Raw genomic sequence first — 20229 nt, forward strand, 5'->3', positions numbered from 1 at the left:
GTTGTACTTGCATCTCTTTGATTTTTAATTTTTAATTCTTAAGTCTTATCTCCAATTTGCGTATATTCGTAACTTCCAAAAATCGCCTCTGGGTGACTGTAGTACTTAAACTCCATGATGTTATAAAAAGGATCTTCTAAAAAGAAAGTGTGATGCTCAAGAGGAGAACCAACAAAGCGATTTTTGGTTTCTTCGCGAAAAAATAGCTGTTGTTGTTGTGCCCTTTCTAGTAAGTCTTGCCAGTCACGTTCTTGGGTAAAAATTAGCCCAAAGTGTTTGGGATAGATAGTGGGTTGCGGTATCAAGGGTTCTTTGGTGGCGTGAGCCACTAATTGATGTCCGTAGAGATTGAGAATTAGAGCATGGCGGTTTTCACGGCCAGGAATGCAGCCCAAGCCATCTACGTAATATGCTTTTGTTTGGGCAATATCAGTCACAGGGAAAGCTAGATGGAATAAAGTTTGACTCATAACTTGTGTGGAAAAGACTAGTGGTTGATGCTATCTACAATTTATGCTGTTAAGTCTTGATTGTGGTCAATTTAAAAATCAGCTTTCGGGGCAATGCCTACACTATTCAGTTAATAATACAAACATATTACTTTAGCTGGAAAGGTTTCAGAAATTAAGCACTAAGTATCATAAATTCGCTATTCTGTTGATATTCCGAAAAATTACTCATAATTCATTGCTGATGTCACCCTCAATTGATCCTGTAAATCCCTGGTTGGTAGCAGTAGTATTAAACACACTTTTATTGGGTTTAGCTTGGATTTCTCCGAAAAAACTACTTACCCCTGCTGGATTATTTCATGCCTGGTTCCTGGCTATCTTAATTTGGGTAACTCTAGGCTGGCAAGGATATGCAGTAGTAATGTTCTATTTTCTGGTTGGTTCTGGCGTTACCCGCATCGGTATGGCGCAGAAGGAGGCAGAAGGAATTGCCGAAAAGCGCTCTGGAGCAAGAGGCCCAGAAAATGTTTGGGGTTCGGCTTTAATTGGGGCGCTGTGTGCTTTGGGAGTAGGGATAATAAATTCGGGATTCTTTGTAGCTAGTCTCCAATCCCTAGTACCCAATCCCCAATCCCTATTATTGTTAGCCTATGTAGCAAGTTTCAGTACCAAGCTGGCTGATACCACTGCTAGTGAAGTTGGTAAAGCTTATGGGAAAAGTACCTTTCTCATTACCACACTCCAACCAGTGCCACGGGGTACAGAAGGAGCGGTAAGCTTGGAAGGGACTTTAGCTGGGATTGTGGCTTCTGTTGCGATCGCATTTATTGGTTGGGGAGTTGGTTTAATTGATCTATTAGGAGTCGCTTGGTGTGTGCTGGCAGCATTCATTGCCACTAACTTAGAAAGTGTAATTGGTGCAACATTGCAATCTAAGTATACCTGGCTGACCAATGAAGTGGTAAATATTTTTAATACATTAATCGGTGCGATCGCATCTGTGCTACTTGCCTGGACATGGATAAGTTTCATTAAGTAAATCAGTGAAAATAATTAGTTAGGGCATTGGGCATTGAAAAGATGCAGAGGGGCAGGGTGCGGAGGGGAAAATTCTTCTCCCTGCTCCCTGCTCCATGCTCCCTTACTTGTTTCCCCAATCCCCAGTCCCCAGTTCAATCCTGTTTTGTCCGCACCAGACTGTAAAAGAGATCAAGGGAAATTATATTATTCACTAGTTATATAATTTTTTGACCATTTAGATGTAATTAGTTCATGGAATCTTTATCATATTTATCCATCAACAACCAGATGATTTCTATATGATTTAAATTAAAAGTTCTATAAGTAGTTTAACCATTTTCACATAATTAGTTCATGGAATCTTCATCATTTTTGACAATTAATGACCAAATAATTTCTGTTGAGGAAGCAGTCAAATACCTGCAAGCCTCTGGAAAGTTGGGACAGTTCATTGGAGATATTCTCCGCCAGTACGTAATTGAGGAAGAAATCAGAACACGTAACGATATTGAAATTGGCACAGCAATAACTGAACAGTCAATTATTGACTTTAGGCTGAAAAACCAACTGACTGATCCCGAAAGTTTTCAAGAATGGTTAAAGAGCAACAACACAGATTACGCTACATTTCACACATCGGTTGCTTTTGGTTACAAATTAGAAAAGCTGAAAGCTGTAGTAACCCAAACAAAAATCCAAGAATATTTCATTGAGCGCAAAATTTTTTTGGATCGGGTAGTACTTTCTCGGATTGTTGTCAATAATCGAGAATTGGCAGACGAACTCCATACCCAAATTGAAGAAGGAGGTAGTTTTGAGCAACTAGCCAAAGAGTATTCACTTTCAGATGACCGAATTGTAAACGGCATGATGGGAATCGTCAGCCGAGGCAGTATGCCGGATATATTACGCGCAGCTATTGATGTCGCTAGTCCAGGACAATTGGTAGGCCCAATAGAAATCGTTGGCAAAGACTCTCCCCAAGGAGAAGGACCTTATGGTTTGTTTCGAGTAGAACAATTTCTGCCAGCGTCTTTAGAAGATACTCAACTACAGCAAGTACTACAAAATGAGTTATTTGAAAAATGGCTAGCAGAGAAAATTCAAAAACTGACAGTCAAGTTACAAGTGAGTTAAAAATTCTGGATAATGAATCTTTACGATTAAAAGTTCTAGCTTCTTTGCCTTGGAATCAGCCACCACTATGCTGGCTCACTGCCGAACAAAAATCCCAATTAGAAAATGAATCTCAAACCCGCCAGTATCGTCTTGGAGAAAAAATCTGGTCAAATGATGTCGGTGGTTATCAATTCTTAGTTGTGGCTGGGAAAGTCCGCTTGCGAGAAGAGGGCATTGGGAAACCTTTAGCTGCCCTAGATGCAGGGGATTGGTTTGGCGATTTACAAAAGCTGTCTGCGGATTTTAAAGCTGTAGCTGCTAGTAAAGAAGTGATAGTAATTTGTTGGGATACTGCACTTTGGGCAGAATTTTCTCACCCACAAATTCAAGAGTTTTGGCAAGCATTACCAGTACAGACAGAAGGAGAAAGGGAGACATTTTCCTTCTCTTCCACCCCTTCAGTAATATCAACCTCAGACGGAACTTCCAGCCCCCACAGCCTCCAACCCCAAAAAGGACTCCCAGCCGCCAATCAGATCGTTGCAAATTATCCCTTTGTTGCTAGTTGGAATACTGCTGCTGCCTGTTTAACAATGGTGGCGCAACAGTTAGAAAATTCTGTGCAACTCGAATGGGTACAGCGCCAACTCAGAGGACAACGCCCAAAACAGGTTGTGGAAGCAGCAGAAAAGTTAGGGTTAGTGTTGCGGCGGTTACAAGTGAGTTGGGGTGAGTTGCGACAGTTGTCATTTCCAGCTTTACTGCTGTGGAATTCTGACTCACCCCAGAGTCCATCCTGGGTGGTGGCTTATGGAGTTAAAGGCGATCGCTTAATTATCGCTAATCCTCTCAATCCCGAAAGAACTTGTGAAAGCTTGCCACAGTCTATAGTTGAAGCCTCTTGGGATGGACAATTATGGCAAGTAGAACTCGTATCTCGGCAAGAAAAATTTAACCTTAATTGGTTCACTCCAGCAGTTTGGAAGTATAAGGGCTTACTTGTAGAAGTATTGTTGGCATCTTTTACCTTACAGCTTTTGGGGTTAACAACACCCCTAATTACGCAAGTCGTCATTGATAAAGTGATGGTGCAGGGGAGTTTGCCGACTCTTGATGTCATGGCGATCGCACTTTTATGCGTAGCCGTATTTGAGTCCATACTGGGTATTCTGCGCCTATTCATCTTTACCCATACAGCTCGGCGGCTGGATTTGAGTTTATCAGCACAGCTATTTCGCCATCTGATGCGTCTGCCATTAGCTTATTTTGAGTCGCGGCGCGTCGGAGACACAGTAGCACGAGTCCAGGAACTCGAACAAATTCGTCAGTTTCTCACAGGTACAGCATTAACAGTAATTCTAGATAGCATCTTCACTGTGGTGTATCTGGTATTGATGTTTTACTATAACGTCCCACTGACCTTTGTCGCCTTAGCAGTACTGCCGCTATTTGCCACATTAACTATCGTTTCAACCCCCATTCTGCGTAACTGGCTCAACGAAACTTTTAACCGGAGTGCCGATAGTCAATCCTTTCTAGTAGAGACAATCACTGGAATTCACTCTGTTAAAGCTCATGCAGCCGAACCAGTAGCCCGCGATCGCTGGGAAGGCTTATTTGCTCGCTTCATTCGCACAGGTTTTAAAGCTTCTACTACCTCCAATATCAGCAGCAACATTGGTGACTTTCTCACCAATTTGTCTACCATGCTGATTCTCTGGTTTGGCGCAAAGTTAGTAATTGAACAAAAGCTCACAATCGGACAGTTAGTTGCCTTTCAAATGCTGTCTGGGAGAGTCACAGGCCCACTTTTGCGTTTAGTACAATTGTGGCAAAACCTCCAACAAGTGCTACTTTCTGTAGATCGGATTGGTGATATTCTCAACGTTTCCCCAGAAGCAGAACTGGGAACTGGTCTAGTTTTACCACCTCTGAAAGGACAAATCACCTTCGAGCAAGTATTTTTTCGCTACCGGCCAAACTTTGAAGCAATTCTGCGGGGAATATCTTTCAATGCTGAACCAGGGCAATTTGTCGGCATTGTCGGACGCAGTGGTTCTGGTAAAAGTACCCTATCTAAACTATTGCAACGCCTCTATCAAATTGAATCAGGACGTATCCTCATTGATGGTTTTGATATAAAAAGTGCCGACTTAGCCTCACTGCGGCAACAAGTTAGTGTAGTTCTTCAAGAAGACTTTTTGTTTAACGGTTCCATTTTGGAAAATATTACTCTCGGTAGTCCCGACATTACCGCAGAGCAAGTAGTAGAGGCGGCAAGACTAGCAGTAGCACATGATTTCATCAGTCAATTACCCTACGGTTACGAAACCAATGTTGGTGAACGCGGTACTGCTTTATCTGGTGGACAGAGACAACGTATTGCCTTAGCAAGACTATTTCTTTCCCAAGCGCCGATTTTAGTTTTGGATGAAGCTACCAGCGCTTTGGATAGTGAAACTGAACAACAAGTACTGCAAAACCTACAAAAAATTTCCGCTAATCGTACCGTGTTCCTAATTGCTCACCGCTTTGCTCCCCTCAAACGTGCTGATTTGATTTTGGTATTAGAGCAAGGTGTAATTGCCGAACGTGGTACTCACTCACAATTATTGCAACAAAAGGGTTTGTATTGGTCATTATATCAACGTCAGCAAGCAAACATTTAATAGATTTAACTAGCTTTTAGTTTAATGTCTACTTGATATCTAAAAAATGGCTGAATAATAGACCACACGGTAGGGGCACAGCATAGCTGTGCCCTTACGACAAATGTGGTTTAAATACATGAAAACTGCTGTAATTTAGTTACAAACTCGCCCATTGTTCCATTAATTTAACGTGAGTCTCCAAGGAAGGCGCACGTTAACTACTAAGTAAATAACTAATCATTTTCATATTGTGATATAATTTCCAATCTTGGGAGTAGATATGTGTTAATACTAGCGTTTCTGCGCTAGGATGAAAATGGATGTTTTGTGTAGGCTGCCATAGAACTGCTTACATAGCACGTCGCGCTTGTCGCACAACCTTTACGGAGACTAGAACCAGGAACAAATCAGCATGGTCAATCAGAATTTAACCGCTACAGAAATTGGATTCACTCACGAAGATTTCGCTGCTCTACTTGACAAATACGATTATCATTTTAGCCCTGGCGATGTTGTCCCAGGAACAGTTTTCAGTATAGAGCCGCGCGGCGCTCTGATTGACATTGGTGCTAAAACCGCAGCATATATACCTATACAAGAAATGTCTATTAACCGGGTGGATAGCCCGGAAGAAGTATTACAGTCAAACGAAACGCGGGAATTTTTCATTCTTACTGATGAAAACGAAGATGGACAATTAACCCTTTCCATTCGCCGTATTGAGTATATGCGGGCTTGGGAGCGTGTGCGACAGTTGCAAGCAGAAGATGCTACTGTACGTTCTGGCGTATTTGCAACCAATCGCGGCGGAGCATTGGTACGGATTGAGGGATTACGTGGCTTTATCCCAGGTTCCCACATTAGTACCCGCAAACCTAAAGAAGAATTGGTCGGCGAGGATCTGCCGTTGAAATTCCTAGAGGTGGATGAAGAACGTAATCGCCTTGTTCTATCTCACCGTCGAGCGCTGGTTGAGCGTAAGATGAACCGCCTAGAAGTCGGCGAAGTAGTAATTGGTACTGTTCGTGGTATTAAGCCATACGGTGCTTTTATCGACATTGGCGGCGTCAGTGGTCTACTACATATTTCAGAGATTTCTCACGAACATATTGATACACCTCATAGCGTGTTCAATGTCAATGATGAAGTGAAAGTTATGATCATTGACTTGGATGCAGAAAGGGGCCGGATTTCCCTATCTACCAAGCAACTAGAACCCGAACCCGGCGACATGATTAAGAACCGGGATTTGGTCTACGATAAGGCAGAAGAAATGGCTGCTAAGTATCGCGAACAGCTATTAGCCAAGCAGCAAGGTGCTACTGCTGCACCGGCTGCACCTGCGGAAGTTGTAGCAGACGAAGAGATTCCACCAGCAGCAGAAATTGAACAAGAGATTCCACCAGCAGCAGAAATTGAACAAGAAAATTCAGTAGTTGCGGAAATTGAACAAGAAAATTCAGTAGTTGCGGAAATTGAAAAGGAAATTCCAGCAGCGACGGAAACTGAAGAGCAAATTCCAGCAGCTATTGAAGAGTAATAGATTTTTTATAGTTTTACTTATTTTTAAGTAAGAGTATCAAATCATTTTATAAAGAGGGTTTTCCCCTCTTTTTTTATGTGGAAAATCGGTAAAAATAAAGAATTAGCAGTAGTTAGAAGTTAAATATTATGGCAACCATTAAATGTAGAAATATCACTTTTGATAATATCCAGGCAATTTTGTTTGATAAAAACGGTACTCTAGAAGATTCAGAAACGTATTTGCGATCGCTCGCACAAAAGGCAGCAAGGTTAATAGATGCTCAAATCCCTGGAACTGGGGAACCCCTGTTAATGGCATTTGGCATCAATGGCAATCTTCTAGATCCCGCAGGTTTAGTATCAGTAGCAAGCCGTCGTGAAACAGAAGTTGCGGCTGCGGCATATATTGCCGAAACTGGTAGAGGATGGTTTGAGTGCTTAAAAATAGCCCGTCAAGCTTTGGATGAAGCGGAAAAATACATTGGACAAACTCCTTCACCACTGTTTGTAGGTAGCTTAGACTTGTTGAAATATCTACAAGAAGGGGGTTTGAAACTTGGCATCCTCTCAGCTGCGACAACTGAAGAAGTACGTAATTTTGTAGCCAATCACCAGTTAAGCGATTATATCCAGTTAGAAATGGGCGTAGATGAAGGGCCGAGTAAACCAGATCCAGTGCTATTTTTGCAAGCTTGTCAAGGCTTGGGAGTCGAACCAGGCGCTACATTGATGGTGGGTGATTCAGTTGGTGATATGCAAATGGCGCGTAATGCTAAAGCCGCAGGTTGTATTGGTATCACTTGGGTAGGTAAGTCAGATAATGTCCGAGGTGCAGATGTAGTGATTAATCAACTTGATGAAATCCAGATTTTAGAAGATTAATTTAACGTGAGTTCGACAAGTCTTATTTGACCTCTCCTCCAGCCCCTCTCCGATGCCCAGAGGGGAGCAAAAAGCTGAATTTTTCGTTACTCATACTTATATCATTGCGTACTCCTTTCCTACGGAACGCTACGCGAACGGAGAACCCGTAGGGTACGAAGTGTTCGCAGAGCGTCTCCAAGAGTGCAATCGCAAGTGTTTGGGATTGCTACGTTTCGCTACGCTACACTCGCAATGACAATGTATTTTTAATTTTGTATGACTACTTATTGTCCATCACGATGCTTGCGACGAGCTGCGCCTACGCTCCAGTTTTTTACCCTTATCTTAATTTTATGGAAAATTTCTGATGCACAAAGTAATAGCTTCTTGTTTGTTGGCATCATAAATCAGGGTTTTATGGTTGATCTCTGGACAAAATTACCAGTTTTTTAGTTAATTTGGATGATTCAAATTTAGCTGTAAGTTCCTGCTCTCTCAGTTGTTATCGCAATAGGTTCTGACTCGATATCCTCTATTTTATTAAATTCTCCAGCCCGCCAGCTATCTGTTATATCCTTGATAAAACTGGCAATGGGAATCGCAACTAACAAGCCCAAAACTCCTCCCAACTTTGCTCCTAGTAATAAAGAAATTACCACCCATACAGGATTTAAACCGGTCAAATTGCTGAGAATTCGAGGTGCAATAATATTAGAGTTAACTTGGTCGATCGCAACAGCGACACCTAAGACTTCCACCCCTAACCAAAAGTTTTGCAGCGCTACTAACAGACTTACTATGGTAATACCAACTCCCGTACCAAAGGGAAAAAGTGAAAACAAGCCAATACCGATGCCAAAAAGTAGAGCCAAGGGGACTTGCAGCGCTAAAAACGCCAGCGTAATTGTCACCCCTAACACAGCTCCTAATGTTGCTTGACCGATGAAGTAATTGTGGAAATCTTCTCGCAGTAATTCCCGCACTTTGAACCCAATGTTAGGGGGAAACCACTGAAAAATTCCGTCCCAAAGACGTTCACCGTTCAATATTAGGTAGATAGTCAGCACTACCGCCAACAGTACATTGAGGACAATACCAATGGTATCGACGGCAAAACCCAGAATTCTACCAGTGAAGGACTGAAGTTGGTTAGATAATCGTTCCAGAACTTGGGTAAATAAACCACTTAAATTAATCGGAAGTTGCTGTTGACTTAACGCCCAATCTTGGAAAGCTTGTAGCTGCTGAGTACCAGAATCAATCCAACTGGGTAAAATATTAGCCAGTTCAACGAGCTGTTGAATAATCAGGGGAACCAAGGTGATGCCTAAAGCTACTAAAATCACCAGAGTCAAAAGCAACACTCCCCCGATCGCTAAGTTGCGTTTTACCCCTTGTTCCTGAAGAAACTGGATTGGATAATTCAAGACAAAAGCCAGTAGGATGGCGGCGGCAATAATGCTAACTAAGGGTTGAAAATACTGTATAACCTGGATCAATAGCCAGCCGTTGAGAATGGCAATAGGAAATGCCAATCCGATAGTTAACCATCGCGGCAGTTTGTTTGCTGATTGCATTAGTGATGACCCTATAAGAGTTCTAACTTTATTGTGGCTTGGGAGTTTGGGGAGTGGGGAGCAGGGGGCAAGGGAGAAGAATTTTCCCCTCTGCCTCTTTTCAATCCCCAATGCCCCTCAAGAGTGCTGAATAATGAGTCCTGAGTGGGGAAGAAGCAAGGAAGCAGGGAGAAGAATTTTCCCCTCCGCTCCCCGCACCCTACCCCTCTGCATCTTTACCAATGCCCCATGCTCAAATTATGTTGGATTTTTCTCAATAAAATCCAACATAATTTTCTGATGCATTGCCCCTAAAGGTCGGATTTCGCCAGCATTTTGTGAATAACAGTTACCTTGACGGATATCTTCTGGGGTAAACAACGCCATATCCCAACCCTCGTTAAGAACCAGTTGATTTAATTCCACCAAGAGCGGTGCATGAAAGACATGACGGACAACTCTTTCGTTGGGATAACAGCCAAATTCAACAAAGGGTGGTAAATCATAGCCTATTTCTTCTAATATTTCTCGTTTTACTGCTACATCCGGCGTTTCACCAGGTTCAATGTGTCCGCCAAACAGCGCCCAGTAACCAGGATAGAGAATACCGGGGATATTATCGCGTAGCTGCATAAGAAACTTGTTTTTTTGATAGAGAATTGCGATCGCTACGTGTACCTGTTGATTGTTCATATATTTATTTTTAATTGTTGATTATTCTTCTTCTAAGTAAACTTCCCCCAATTCTTTGCCAGCTAAGGGAATACTTCGGTAGCGAACTTTACCCTTAATTACCACTTGTGAACCCTCACCCAGATTCTTTTGATTGGTGACAACCCAAATTTTGCCGGTTGAGTCATTAATTTTATAAGCCCACTGTTTGATCAGAGGAGCTTGCTTTTCTACCTGACCTTGGATGTAAACTATAGCCTGATTGTCTTGTTTCAGTTTAATTTCTCCAATTGGAGTGACATTTGTCCCAAATTTTAAGCCAGTCTTACTTAAGCTAGGTGATGTCAAGTTACCACAACTACAAAGACCCGCTACGAGGAAAAAAGTCAATCCCAGGCGGTAAGGAAAAATACTGTGCCCGCACAAGAACGAAAGGGGAAAATTTCTCGTTTTTTGCATGAAAGCCACCGATTTATTTATTTTGGGCATTGTGAAAAGGCAAAGGGGCAGGGAGCAGAGGCAATGTAATTTTCTTCTTATTCTCCCCCTTGCCCCCTGCCTCTTCACCCCACTCCCTAATTCTTTATTCTTCAGATGATGCCGTTAATCTGAGAAAATAAATATTATGAATTTACTGTGAGAGAAACGCTACGACATTAAACAGCAACACAATAATAGTCAAAAGTTAAGATGCAATAATCAATATTTTTACTTTGGACTTTGGACAACAAGCGAATATAGCTGGGAATTTTTATGGAAACAAAAACTGCCAAACTCCTTGATGGTAAAACAATAGCTGCAAAAATTCAGCAAGAACTTTCTGTCGCCATTACAGAATTACAACCAAAAATTGGACGACCTCCTGGTTTAGCAGTGTTGATGGTTGGTGACAACCCAGCGTCAGCCGCTTATGTACGCAATAAAGAAAAAGCCTGCGCTAAAGTTGGGATCGCTTCTTTTGGTAAGCATTTTCCTGCCCAAACTACCCTTGGGGAGTTAGAAGAGGTCATTGCTACACTCAACCACGATGAACGGGTGGATGGCATTCTTGTACAGTTGCCCTTACCTAATCACTTGGATGCTGTGACTCTGCTGCATCAAATTGATCCCGATAAAGATGCTGATGGACTGCACCCAGTTAATTTGGGGCGATTAGTACGGGGAGAAACGGGTTTACGTAGCTGTACTCCGGCTGGTGTAATGCGGCTTTTAGAAGCTTATGAGATTCCTTTGCAGGGAAAACAGGCAGTAGTGGTGGGACGGAGTATTTTGGTGGGTAAACCTATGGCGCTGATGTTATTAGAAGCTGATGCCACAGTTACGATCGCTCACTCGCGATCGCACGATCTCAAAACCATCACCCAAAATGCTGATATTCTAATTGCAGCAGTAGGTCGTCCCGGACTAATCTCTGCTGACATGGTGAAACCGGGCGCAGTTGTGGTAGATGTGGGGATGAATCGCGTCACCGACGCTAATGGCAAAAGTCGCCTCATTGGCGATGTTGATTTTGAATCAACCGCTGATGTAGCAGGATTTATCACTCCTGTTCCTGGCGGTGTTGGTCCAATGACTGTTGCCATATTGTTGGAAAATACATTTGCTAGCTATGTCAGAACGGCAAAAGAAGAAAGAAAGTGAAGAGTTAAAAGTGATGAATTAAAAGTTAAGAGTTATTAACTCCTAACTCCTAACTCTTCATTTTTTTCAGCCCCACAGCACCTTAAAATTGTGACGTATAAGACAAAAATCCCAAAATGTCAGGAATTAAAGCATGGTAGCAACTGATAACGTTCAAAAAACACCACCAGAGGAAACCACATTTAACTTAACAGCCTATCTCAAAGAGCGGCAAAAGCTTTGTGATAATGCTTTGGATCGGTCTATCCCAGTCATTTATCCAGAAAAGATTTATGAGGCGATGCGCTACTCGTTATTAGCTGGAGGTAAGCGTGTACGTCCCATTCTTTGTCTTGCTACCTGTGAAATGATGGGTGGAACCATAGAGATGGCTATGCCGACGGCCTGTGCTGTGGAGATGATCCATACAATGTCGTTGATTCATGATGACCTCCCAGCGATGGATAATGACGATTACCGTCGTGGGAAGCTGACGAATCATAAAGTCTATGGCGAAGATGTCGCAATTTTGGCTGGGGATGGCTTGTTGGCTCTCGCTTTTGAATTTGTTGCCCTTCAAACCCCCCAAAGTGTTCCCAGAGAGCTAGTCTTACAAGTAGTTGTCCGTCTTGGTCGGGCGCTGGGGGCAGCTGGTTTGGTCGGCGGTCAAGTTGTCGATTTAGAGTCGGAAGGGAAATCTGACATTTCTCTAGAAACACTAAATTTTATTCATAAACACAAAACAGCAGCGCTTTTAGAAGCTTCTGTAGTTTGTGGTGGGATTATAACTGAGGCATCACCCGAAGATGTGCAACGACTGACCCGTTATGCTCAAAATATTGGGCTAGCATTCCAAATCATCGATGATATTCTGGATATCACTTCTACCCAAGAGCAATTAGGTAAAACAGCTGGTAAAGACCAAAAAGCTAAGAAAGTGACCTATCCCAGCCTTTGGGGGCTTGAGGAATCGCGCTTAAAAGCCCAAGAGCTAGTTAAAGCAGCTTGTGTGGAATTGGAACCGTTTGGAGACAGAGCCAAACCACTCCAAGCGATCGCTCATTTTATTACCAGCCGTAATAACTAGTGACGTTTTGGGTAATTCGTAATTCCTATACCACAAGCGTTTCATTGATTGAAAATGGGTGGTTTATTGACGCTATGCTGTACGACACCGCCCAACGGAATTTAAAATTTACTCATTCAAAATTCAAAAAGCACATCCGAGTAAGCTTTTAGGTGATTTTGAAGAGTTAGTCTGTTTCCACCGCTATCTACTAGGTTAATTTGGGATTTTGGGTTGAATCTAAATGTTTCCTCAACCAACAACTGCTGCTAATATTTACTAACCTAACCAAAATACCATGCAGGACATAGGCAACATTTTAGACAACCGCGTGCTGCTGGTTGCTCTGGTAGCTTGTTTAATTGCTCAAGCATTAAAGCTCGTAATCGAAATAATCAAAAATCGCAAACTGAATATACGTGTTTTGGTAACAACCGGAGGTATGCCTAGTGCCCATTCGGCTCTAGTTACGGCTCTAGCTGCTGGTGTCGGGCAAACGCTGGGTTGGGCATCTCCTGATTTTGCCGTTGCCATGATTTTTGCCATTATTGTCATGTATGATGCAGCCGGAGTTCGCCAAGCGGCTGGCAAACAAGCTCGTATTCTCAATCAAATGATTGATGAATTATTTCATGAAAAACCAGACTTTAGCCAAGACCGTCTCAAAGAATTGCTCGGACATACACCAGTTCAGGTAATCGCTGGAGCGGCTTTGGGTATAACGATATATTGGTTAGCGAGGTCTGCTTATTAGTCAATAGTCTACAGTTTATTAGCCAATGACCAATGACTAATGACCAATGACTACAACCGCACAGTTGAGCGCAGCAGAATCACCTTACGACTATCTACGATGCTGGCAACAAAACCGCCATTGTTAAGCTTCTGCAATGTGTTGTAAGCTTCACTTTGGTTAGTAGTGTAAACTGCCAACAAGTAAGGGCGTTGTCCATAAGAAACAAAGCCGACGTTACCTCCAACTGCTTGCTGCACACTATTTACGAGTTCTGGGCGGTTGTAATAATCTACCAACACTGCATAACCCTCTCCTAAAGCTTGAGGATTATAGCCAACTGTCTGCTGAGGTGGCTGTAGCTGTCGCTGTGCCTGTGGTTGTACCGCCTGCACATCTGGTGTTGTTGGTCGAGTGGTAATTATGGCAGACAAGCCAACAATATTACTGACATATCTTGCCCAACGATTAGCATCATCGATTTTGTTAAAGCCACCTACTCGCGTCACAGTTTCGTTGAGATATTTGCAGGTAATAGTTTTAAGTTCAGGTGGTAAGGCACTACGTAACTGCTTTTGATTATTCGCTGTGGGACTGACTACTAATAAAAGATACTCACCTGCATTTGGTGGTTGACAAAGGGGAATGGTTTGTTGGGCAAAGACAGAACTCGTGCCACCAATCAACCCTGCAATTGCTAATCCTAAAACACTTGGTAAAGTCTGAAATCTATGCACAAAAGTTAGATTATGTAAATTAAGGTGTCTTAGAAGATTTTATAAAAATATATTTTGTTCCCCCAAAATAATATAGCACTTGTCTCTACATAGTGATTGATTGGCGATCGCCTTTAGAAAAACTTTTGCTGCTGGGGAATTGGTGCGGTTGTTGGTATTTTTGGTGAGGGCATCGCGTTGCCACTATGATGAGGAGTTTGCTTCTTGAAACGATCTGCGATCGCTTCGTTGGAAAAACTACTGTTTTCAGATAGAATTACCGTAGTTTAATTTTACTACCCTAGCGAAAAAAGTTTTTATAGCTAGGTAGTCTCGATATTTTCCATAGGTTAGCAATAACCCATTGTCCAGAGACAGCGATCGCGAGCTTTTAGCAGCCCTGTTCGTCAGAGATGCTTAAGCAATGCAAATTTGTAGCATTTAAATGGGTATTGCAGATTGGTATTGGAAAAATTTTTACCAGTCCCCAGTCCCCAGCCCCTTTTCAGGAGAATTAATCATGCCTATCGAGTTCATTGGAGCAATCCGCACAACACCAGTTTCGGAGTTAAATAGTATTCCTGGAACCCTAAACGAAGACATCATCGACAAAGATTACCTTCGTGAATTTGCTCAAGCTCATGAGAAAAGTGATTTTGACCGAGTACTAGTTGCCTACCGTTCTAGTAGCCCTGATAGTTTTCTCGTGACTAGTTATGCAGCTTCCGTAACCGAGCGATTGGGTTTTATGATTGCCCACCGACCGGGTTTTGTTGCTCCGACTTTAGCAGCCCGCACAGCAGCTACCCTCGACCACTTCACCAACGGCCGCATAGCAGTACATATTATCACTGGTGGTAATGATGCTGACCAACAACGGGATGGTGACTGGCTAGATCATGACAATCGGTATCGTCGCACCGATGAGTACTTAGAAATTGTTCGCCGCATTTGGACAAGTGATACTCCTTTCGATTACGAAGGCGAATTTTACCACGTTAAAGATGCTTTCGCGGCAATCAAGCCACTGCAAAAGCCCCATATCCCGCTTTACTTTGGCGGCGCATCTGGCCCTGCTATCAACGTGGGAGCTAAACACAGTAATGTCTACGCCTTATGGGGTGAGCCAATTGCCGGAGTCAAAGAGCGCATAGCTGAAGTAAATGCAGCCTTACCTCCTGGTCGTTCTATCCGCTTTAGTGTATCCCTACGACCGATTCTTGGTGTCACCGAAAAACAGGCCTGGGAGAAAGCACACAATATTTTGGCGCGGATTCAAGAACTGCGGCAAGAGGTGAAAGTCGCTCCCTTAACTAGACCACAAGCCGTAGGGTCACAGCGTTTAGTAGACTTTGCGGCAAAAGGAGAAATTTATGATAAGCGTCTGTGGACACCAATAGCCGCAGCGACCGGTGCAGCAGGTAATACGACGGCTCTTGTGGGTACACCTGAGCAAGTTGCAGAAGCCTTACTCGATTACTACGATGCTGGTGTTACCACTCTATTAATCCGAGGCTTCGAGCCGCTACAAGATGCGATTGATTATGGAGAGGTGATTTCTTTGGTGCGTGCAGAAGTGGCACGGCGCGATCGCCAAGCGGTTTCTGTTGCGAACTAGTTATCATCTTACAAACATCTACACCTCAGTCGTGCTGATGAAGCTGAGAAAAAGCTTCAGTTGTGGAGACTCAAACCCATCTAGCCAGACAGATGAAATTTCCAGCTGCGGACGAGGAGGTAGCAGAGGGATAAATCGTAAGTCTTTGGTTGCAAATTTACTTAAAGTTCGTGTAGTTAAAAGTATTCCTGCACCAGAAGAGACTAATAACGGGCACTGCTGGTTAGGTTTCTTGTGAAATAGTTTAGGCTCAATTCCTCCGTCTCTTAACAGGGCAAGAAAACTGTCGTAGAACTGCGGATTATCCCTCCTGGGTTGAAAGATAAATGTCTCATCGTGGAGATCGGCAAAACGAATGAGTTTTTTCTTTCCCAACCGATGAGTCTTGGACATCAAAATTCCAAAATCCTCTCGGTGAATCAATTGTGTCTGAACGCCATCGAGGTTGATCCTACCTTCAACAAAGGCAACCTCCAGTTTTCCCATAAGCAATCGCTTTAGTTGCTCTTGTGCGGATGCATCTTCAGCAATAATACGCATCTCTGGATAATGGAACCGAAATGCCGATAACATCGGCCCAAGAATACTGTGAAAAACTGGGGCAGAAAACCCTACGCGAAGTATACCTTCACTATTCTTGGCGGATTGACTAACCTGCTGTTTAAGTCGTTCAGCTTGATTGATTAAGTCTTTTGCTCCCTGGTAAAGGATTATTCCACTTCGAGTCAATTCAACTTTTGTTGTCGAGCGCTCAAACAACTGGACTCCTAACTGCGCCTCAAGTCGATGCACGAGTCTCGTCAAAGGTGGTTGTGTGAGATGCAATTTAGCCGCTGCTTTTCTAAAGTTTAGTTCTTCTGCAAGGACGAGGAAAGCGTTTAAGTCTCTCAATTCCATAGAAATCGACAGAAATTGACTGATACCAAAATAGTATCAATTGCGATACTTTTTTTGAAATTCCCCTGTACTTTCTTTTGCCGTAGAATCTCTTTGAGAACAAAAAAGGTATTACCAATTCAACTCAATAAATGAATTTGTGAGTAGCTAGTACCGCAAGGCGGAATTAAAAATTAAAAATTAAAAATGAATACAGCGTAAGCGTTTCATTGATTTGAAATGGGTGGTTTACTTCCGCCGTAGCGTACTAGGGCAGTTTTGATATTGTCTTAGCAATCTCTTGGATATGTATAGAAAGTTAATTTTACTCAACCAAAATCACGGAAGCAGGGAATTGTAAGTAATATGTCTAATCAATATTTTCACAACCCAGTCACAAAGCACTCAATAATATCCAGACGCAATTTTTTCCATGCCTGTTATGGATTCATGGCTATATCTACAGCTTTAGCCAGCTGCAATACAAAAAATAGTAGTACCAAGTTAGTTAGACTTGGCTATCAAAATTCTGGAGACCTCATCGCACACGAAAAGAAAGTGATGGAAAAGCGCTTGACTTCTCAGGGAGTTGGCGTGCAGTGGTCTTTATTTGTCTCCGGCCCTCCCTTACTAGAAGCCTTAGATGTAGGGAGCATAGACTTGGGGCCGACGGGAGAAACACCGCCAATTTTTGCCCAAGCATCTGGTAGCAACTTAGTGTATCTGGCTAATATACCAGGGTTAACCGCAGAAGCCAAAGCGATCGTCGTCCCAAATGACTCTCCAATTCGCACGTTAGCGGATCTTAAAGACAAGAAAGTTGCTTATGCTAGGGGTACGGCTCTAACGTATTTCTTGGTAAAAGCACTTGAGGAAGTAGGGCTGAAATTAAGTGACATCAAATCTGTTAACTTAACAACTCCCGATGGACGTTCAGCATTTCTAAACAAGACTGTAGATGCTTTTGTAGCTTCAGATCCCGCTCTACTACAACTACAAAAGGAAAGTAATATTCGCACCCTACGAGATGGTAAAGGCATTGATACGCCAGGGGGCTATTACTTGGCTTCTCGGGAGTTCGCTAAGAATAATCTCGATCTGCTCAAAGCGATTTTAGAAGAGTACTACAACGTTGGACAATGGACAAATAACAACAGGCGTGAAGCAGCACAAATTCTTGCACCGAAACTCAAGATAGATGTCCCAACAATGGAACTATTGCTAACAAGGCGCAACTTCGACATGAAACCGATTACTGAGGAAGTGATTAACGCTCAACAACAGGTTGCAGATTTGCTGTATCAGTTAAAGATTATTCCCAAACAAGTGAATGTCAGGTTGGGCATCCTCACCCCCGAACAGTATGCAGCAATTACTCCCGATGCTGTCAGGAATAAAGTATAAAGTACATTGATCGATCGAATGGGGAATGGAGAGCCGCGAAGAAGCAAGGGAGCAGGGAGCAAGGGAAAAGAGTTTGAGTTTTCCCCTCCGCCCCCCGCACCCCGCCTCTCTGCCTCTTTTGAATGCCCAATGCCCAAATTAGGAAACAGTCACAAGCGATGCCAATGCATCGGGTATTGCCTCAGAAGGAGCCTGGAATTCTCCAGTGATGACGTACTCTAAACGCAGTTTTAACCAAGTAATAAATTGGGGATTTGTAGAAATAATTGCTACGGCTGGTTGGGGACACTTCGCTTTTAGCTCCGTAAACTGCGGTGCTTCCAAGAAAGCTGGTTGCTCAACCAACCAAAAATCTATTTGTTTTTCTTGTTCGTGATAGTGACGGGTGCGTTCTTTGAGAACTTCGTGTATCGGTTCTTCTTGGAGAAGAAAGCGTTGACTAGCTAAAACGTAATAGTATGTTTGCATTTTCATCCTTTAGTTGCTATGTGAATAATTTCAGGGTACAGAGTGTAATACTGTACCCTTATAAACTAACTTTTCTGGGATTTCTTGAACCAAGAACTGAACGGACAAGCGCTTTTCTGGTTTTCAGCATGTGTCTTGCCACCAGATGTTAGCTTTTCCAAGAACAGATTATTGTCAAAGTAGTGTTCTAAGGAAATAACCTTCAAGTCATCGGTAACTTTTGCAATGCTCATGCCGATAATTTCTACTGTCTCTCCAGTAGGTGCATGACCTTTGTATTCTCCGTTAAAATGTCCCCAATGCCGCCATTTGAATGTGACATTTGGTGGCCCTGAGAAAACTTCCAGCACTTCCCAAGGAAATCCTTGGGGAAATGTTGTGTGGAAGACTTTTGCCGATGATTCAAAGGTTTCTTCTGAAGCCTTGTAATGCTCTGAATCAGGCATAAATAAATTGTAAGTACCTTGGGCTGATAAATCTGCTGCGGTGTACTCTACTCCGCCATTGGTACTGACGCGAAACTGTTCGTTAACAATAGATAACCACTGTTGCGGGTTAGCTTTGAAGGATACCTCCATCTCGAAGGTTCGCACCAAGTTTTGCACGATCGCTTCTAGTGTACCTTCAAGGTGATTGTAGATACTTTCTTTCGCGAGATTCTCTTTGGAACGGGAATAATCAGGCGGTGTCTGATAGCGCCACTCGACATCAGTGCTTTCTGCTATCACCCGATCTCGATCCTGTACCCAAAGCGGCAGGTTGTTAGATTGTGTTGCGCTCATAGAAGTTTTTGCTGAAGATTTGATCCCAATTTCTAGATTTCGCAGTGACAACCCTCTTTGGGAGATTGGGGATTGGGGACTGGGGACTGGGGACTGGGAGCAGAGGAGAATATTTAATAATCAATGCCTATTCCCCCTTATAGCTTCTTTCATCTCGCGGACTGCTGGTTCTATACCTTTACCCTTTCCCCTTTCCCCTTTCCCCTTTACCCTTTTATAGCTTCTTTCATCTCGCGGACTGCCCTTTCTATACCTACTAATGCTGCCCGACTGATGATGGTATGACCAATATTCAGTTCTTCCATGCCTAGAAGCGCAGCCACGGGATAGACGTTCCAATAGGTGAGTCCGTGTCCAGCGTTGACTCGCAATCCAGCTTGAATGGCTTGTTCACAACCTTTAGCTAATATGGCTAATTCTCGCTGGCGATTTGTTTCATTTTTAGCCTCAGCATATTGTCCGGTGTGCAATTCTATAAACTGCGCCTGTACCTTGACAGATGCTTCAATTTGTGCAGGCTCGGCGTCGATAAATAAACTAACTGGAATGCTAGCGCTTTGCAATTTATCGACTATCTCACCTATTCTAGCAATTTGCCCGAAAATATCGAGTCCGCCTTCTGTTGTGACTTCTTCGCGCTTTTCGGGCACTAAAGTTACATAATCTGGTTTGATATCGAGAGCGATCGCTAGCATTTCTTCTGTAGCGGCCATTTCTAAATTAAGATGCGATCGCACTGTTTGCCGCAATATCCGCACATCCCTGTCTTGGATATGCCGCCGATCTTCGCGCAGATGTACCGTAATCCCATCTGCACCGCCTAGTTCTGCCAGCACAGCCGCCGCCACGGGATCTGGTTCTACCGTCCGCCGTGCTTGCCGGATGGTGGCAATGTGGTCAATGTTAACGCCAAGTGTAGGCACCCCAAGTTTCTCCCAAATCCACAGTCCTCAGAACTTGATTTTACCGGAAATAGTGGGAGTTTTGCTTGAGAAATTCAAGACACATCACGCAGGTTAAGTGCAACGCCTAAAAGAAAACTGAGTTAGAAAAAGATGTCTTAGAAGGTACTCTCGCTTACCTTTCCC

General features: G+C 43.1%; 19 protein-coding genes. 10 read left to right on the forward strand and 9 right to left on the reverse strand.

The genetic code is table 11. From position 1 onward, the window contains the following. Positions 1-38 precede the first annotated feature (38 nt). Positions 39-470 carry a VOC family protein gene (locus tag HWQ39_RS22105; RefSeq protein ID WP_292849601.1) on the reverse strand — a complete coding sequence of 144 codons (432 nt, stop codon included), beginning with the start codon at positions 468-470 and terminating at the stop codon, positions 39-41. A gap of 223 nt (positions 471-693) precedes the next feature. Between HWQ39_RS22105 and HWQ39_RS22110 the strand changes: the two genes are divergently transcribed. From HWQ39_RS22110 to HWQ39_RS22130, 5 genes are all read left to right on the forward strand, one after another. Next, positions 694-1491, forward strand: a complete 798-nt coding sequence (locus HWQ39_RS22110; RefSeq protein ID WP_292849603.1) for a TIGR00297 family protein — start codon at positions 694-696, stop codon at positions 1489-1491. Positions 1492-1826: 335 nt separating this feature from the next. Then, complete coding sequence (locus HWQ39_RS22115; RefSeq protein ID WP_292849605.1) at positions 1827-2609, forward strand: peptidylprolyl isomerase; 783 nt, start codon at positions 1827-1829, stop codon at positions 2607-2609. Next, positions 2558-5260 carry a type I secretion system permease/ATPase gene (locus HWQ39_RS22120; RefSeq protein ID WP_292849607.1) on the forward strand — a complete coding sequence of 901 codons (2703 nt, stop codon included), beginning with the start codon at positions 2558-2560 and terminating at the stop codon, positions 5258-5260. Before HWQ39_RS22115 ends, HWQ39_RS22120 begins: the two co-directional genes overlap by 52 nt. A 394-nt stretch (positions 5261-5654) precedes the next feature. Next, complete coding sequence (locus HWQ39_RS22125) at positions 5655-6782, forward strand: 30S ribosomal protein S1 (RefSeq protein WP_292849609.1); 1128 nt, start codon at positions 5655-5657, stop codon at positions 6780-6782. Positions 6783-6913: 131 nt separating this feature from the next. Beyond that, positions 6914-7648 carry an HAD family hydrolase gene (locus HWQ39_RS22130; RefSeq protein ID WP_292849611.1) on the forward strand — a complete coding sequence of 245 codons (735 nt, stop codon included), beginning with the start codon at positions 6914-6916 and terminating at the stop codon, positions 7646-7648. 455 nt (positions 7649-8103) lie between these two features. Here HWQ39_RS22130 and HWQ39_RS22135 read toward each other — a convergent pair whose 3' ends face one another. From HWQ39_RS22135 to HWQ39_RS22145, 3 genes are all read right to left on the reverse strand, one after another. Then, positions 8104-9207, reverse strand: coding sequence for an AI-2E family transporter (locus HWQ39_RS22135; protein ID WP_292849613.1), 1104 nt, complete (start codon positions 9205-9207; stop codon positions 8104-8106). 237 nt (positions 9208-9444) lie between these two features. Beyond that, entirely contained in the window at positions 9445-9879 is a 435-nt protein-coding gene (locus tag HWQ39_RS22140) for an NUDIX hydrolase (protein WP_292849615.1), read from the reverse strand. A 21-nt stretch (positions 9880-9900) separates the two neighbouring features. Further along, entirely contained in the window at positions 9901-10317 is a 417-nt protein-coding gene (locus tag HWQ39_RS22145; protein ID WP_292849617.1) for a hypothetical protein, read from the reverse strand. A 294-nt stretch (positions 10318-10611) separates the two neighbouring features. On the opposite strand from HWQ39_RS22145, the gene folD reads away from it, so the two are divergent. From folD to HWQ39_RS22160, 3 genes are all read left to right on the forward strand, one after another. Next, positions 10612-11499, forward strand: a complete 888-nt coding sequence (gene folD, locus HWQ39_RS22150; protein WP_292849619.1) for a bifunctional methylenetetrahydrofolate dehydrogenase/methenyltetrahydrofolate cyclohydrolase FolD — start codon at positions 10612-10614, stop codon at positions 11497-11499. Between the two features lie 133 nt (positions 11500-11632). Beyond that, positions 11633-12565 (forward strand): geranylgeranyl diphosphate synthase CrtE, encoded by a 933-nt coding sequence (crtE, locus tag HWQ39_RS22155; RefSeq protein ID WP_292849621.1) that lies wholly within the window; start codon positions 11633-11635, stop codon positions 12563-12565. A gap of 277 nt (positions 12566-12842) precedes the next feature. Continuing rightward, positions 12843-13298 (forward strand): divergent PAP2 family protein, encoded by a 456-nt coding sequence (locus HWQ39_RS22160; protein WP_292849622.1) that lies wholly within the window; start codon positions 12843-12845, stop codon positions 13296-13298. A 50-nt stretch (positions 13299-13348) separates the two neighbouring features. Here HWQ39_RS22160 and HWQ39_RS22165 read toward each other — a convergent pair whose 3' ends face one another. Next, positions 13349-14014: a hypothetical protein gene (locus tag HWQ39_RS22165; protein ID WP_292849624.1), complete on the reverse strand. Its 666-nt coding sequence runs from the start codon at positions 14012-14014 to the stop codon at positions 13349-13351. A gap of 499 nt (positions 14015-14513) precedes the next feature. On the opposite strand from HWQ39_RS22165, the gene HWQ39_RS22170 reads away from it, so the two are divergent. After that, positions 14514-15611, forward strand: coding sequence for an LLM class flavin-dependent oxidoreductase (locus HWQ39_RS22170; protein WP_292849626.1), 1098 nt, complete (start codon positions 14514-14516; stop codon positions 15609-15611). A gap of 18 nt (positions 15612-15629) precedes the next feature. Here the strand turns inward: HWQ39_RS22170 and HWQ39_RS22175 are convergent, their stop codons facing one another. Further along, positions 15630-16508, reverse strand: a complete 879-nt coding sequence (locus tag HWQ39_RS22175) for a LysR family transcriptional regulator (protein ID WP_292849628.1) — start codon at positions 16506-16508, stop codon at positions 15630-15632. A gap of 429 nt (positions 16509-16937) precedes the next feature. Here HWQ39_RS22175 and HWQ39_RS22180 point away from each other — a divergent pair, with 429 nt between their 5' ends. Further along, positions 16938-17891, forward strand: coding sequence for an aliphatic sulfonate ABC transporter substrate-binding protein (locus HWQ39_RS22180; protein ID WP_292849630.1), 954 nt, complete (start codon positions 16938-16940; stop codon positions 17889-17891). 138 nt (positions 17892-18029) lie between these two features. Here the strand turns inward: HWQ39_RS22180 and HWQ39_RS22185 are convergent, their stop codons facing one another. The 3 genes from HWQ39_RS22185 to HWQ39_RS22195 form a co-directional block, all read right to left on the reverse strand. Next, a complete protein-coding gene (locus HWQ39_RS22185) occupies positions 18030-18359 on the reverse strand; it encodes an MgPME-cyclase complex family protein (protein WP_292849632.1) in 330 nt (109 codons plus the stop codon). A 65-nt stretch (positions 18360-18424) separates the two neighbouring features. Continuing rightward, the gene (locus tag HWQ39_RS22190; RefSeq protein ID WP_292849634.1) at positions 18425-19141 is read right to left on the reverse strand and encodes a SnoaL-like polyketide cyclase; all 717 of its coding nucleotides are present in this window, start codon (positions 19139-19141) and stop codon (positions 18425-18427) included. A 206-nt stretch (positions 19142-19347) separates the two neighbouring features. After that, positions 19348-20064, reverse strand: a complete 717-nt coding sequence (locus tag HWQ39_RS22195) for a pyridoxine 5'-phosphate synthase (RefSeq protein WP_292849636.1) — start codon at positions 20062-20064, stop codon at positions 19348-19350. Positions 20065-20229 lie beyond the last annotated feature (165 nt).

Origin of the sequence: Nostoc sp. NMS8 (assembly GCF_017115045.1) — a bacterium.
Classification (GTDB): Bacteria; Cyanobacteriota; Cyanobacteriia; order Cyanobacteriales; family Nostocaceae; genus Nostoc.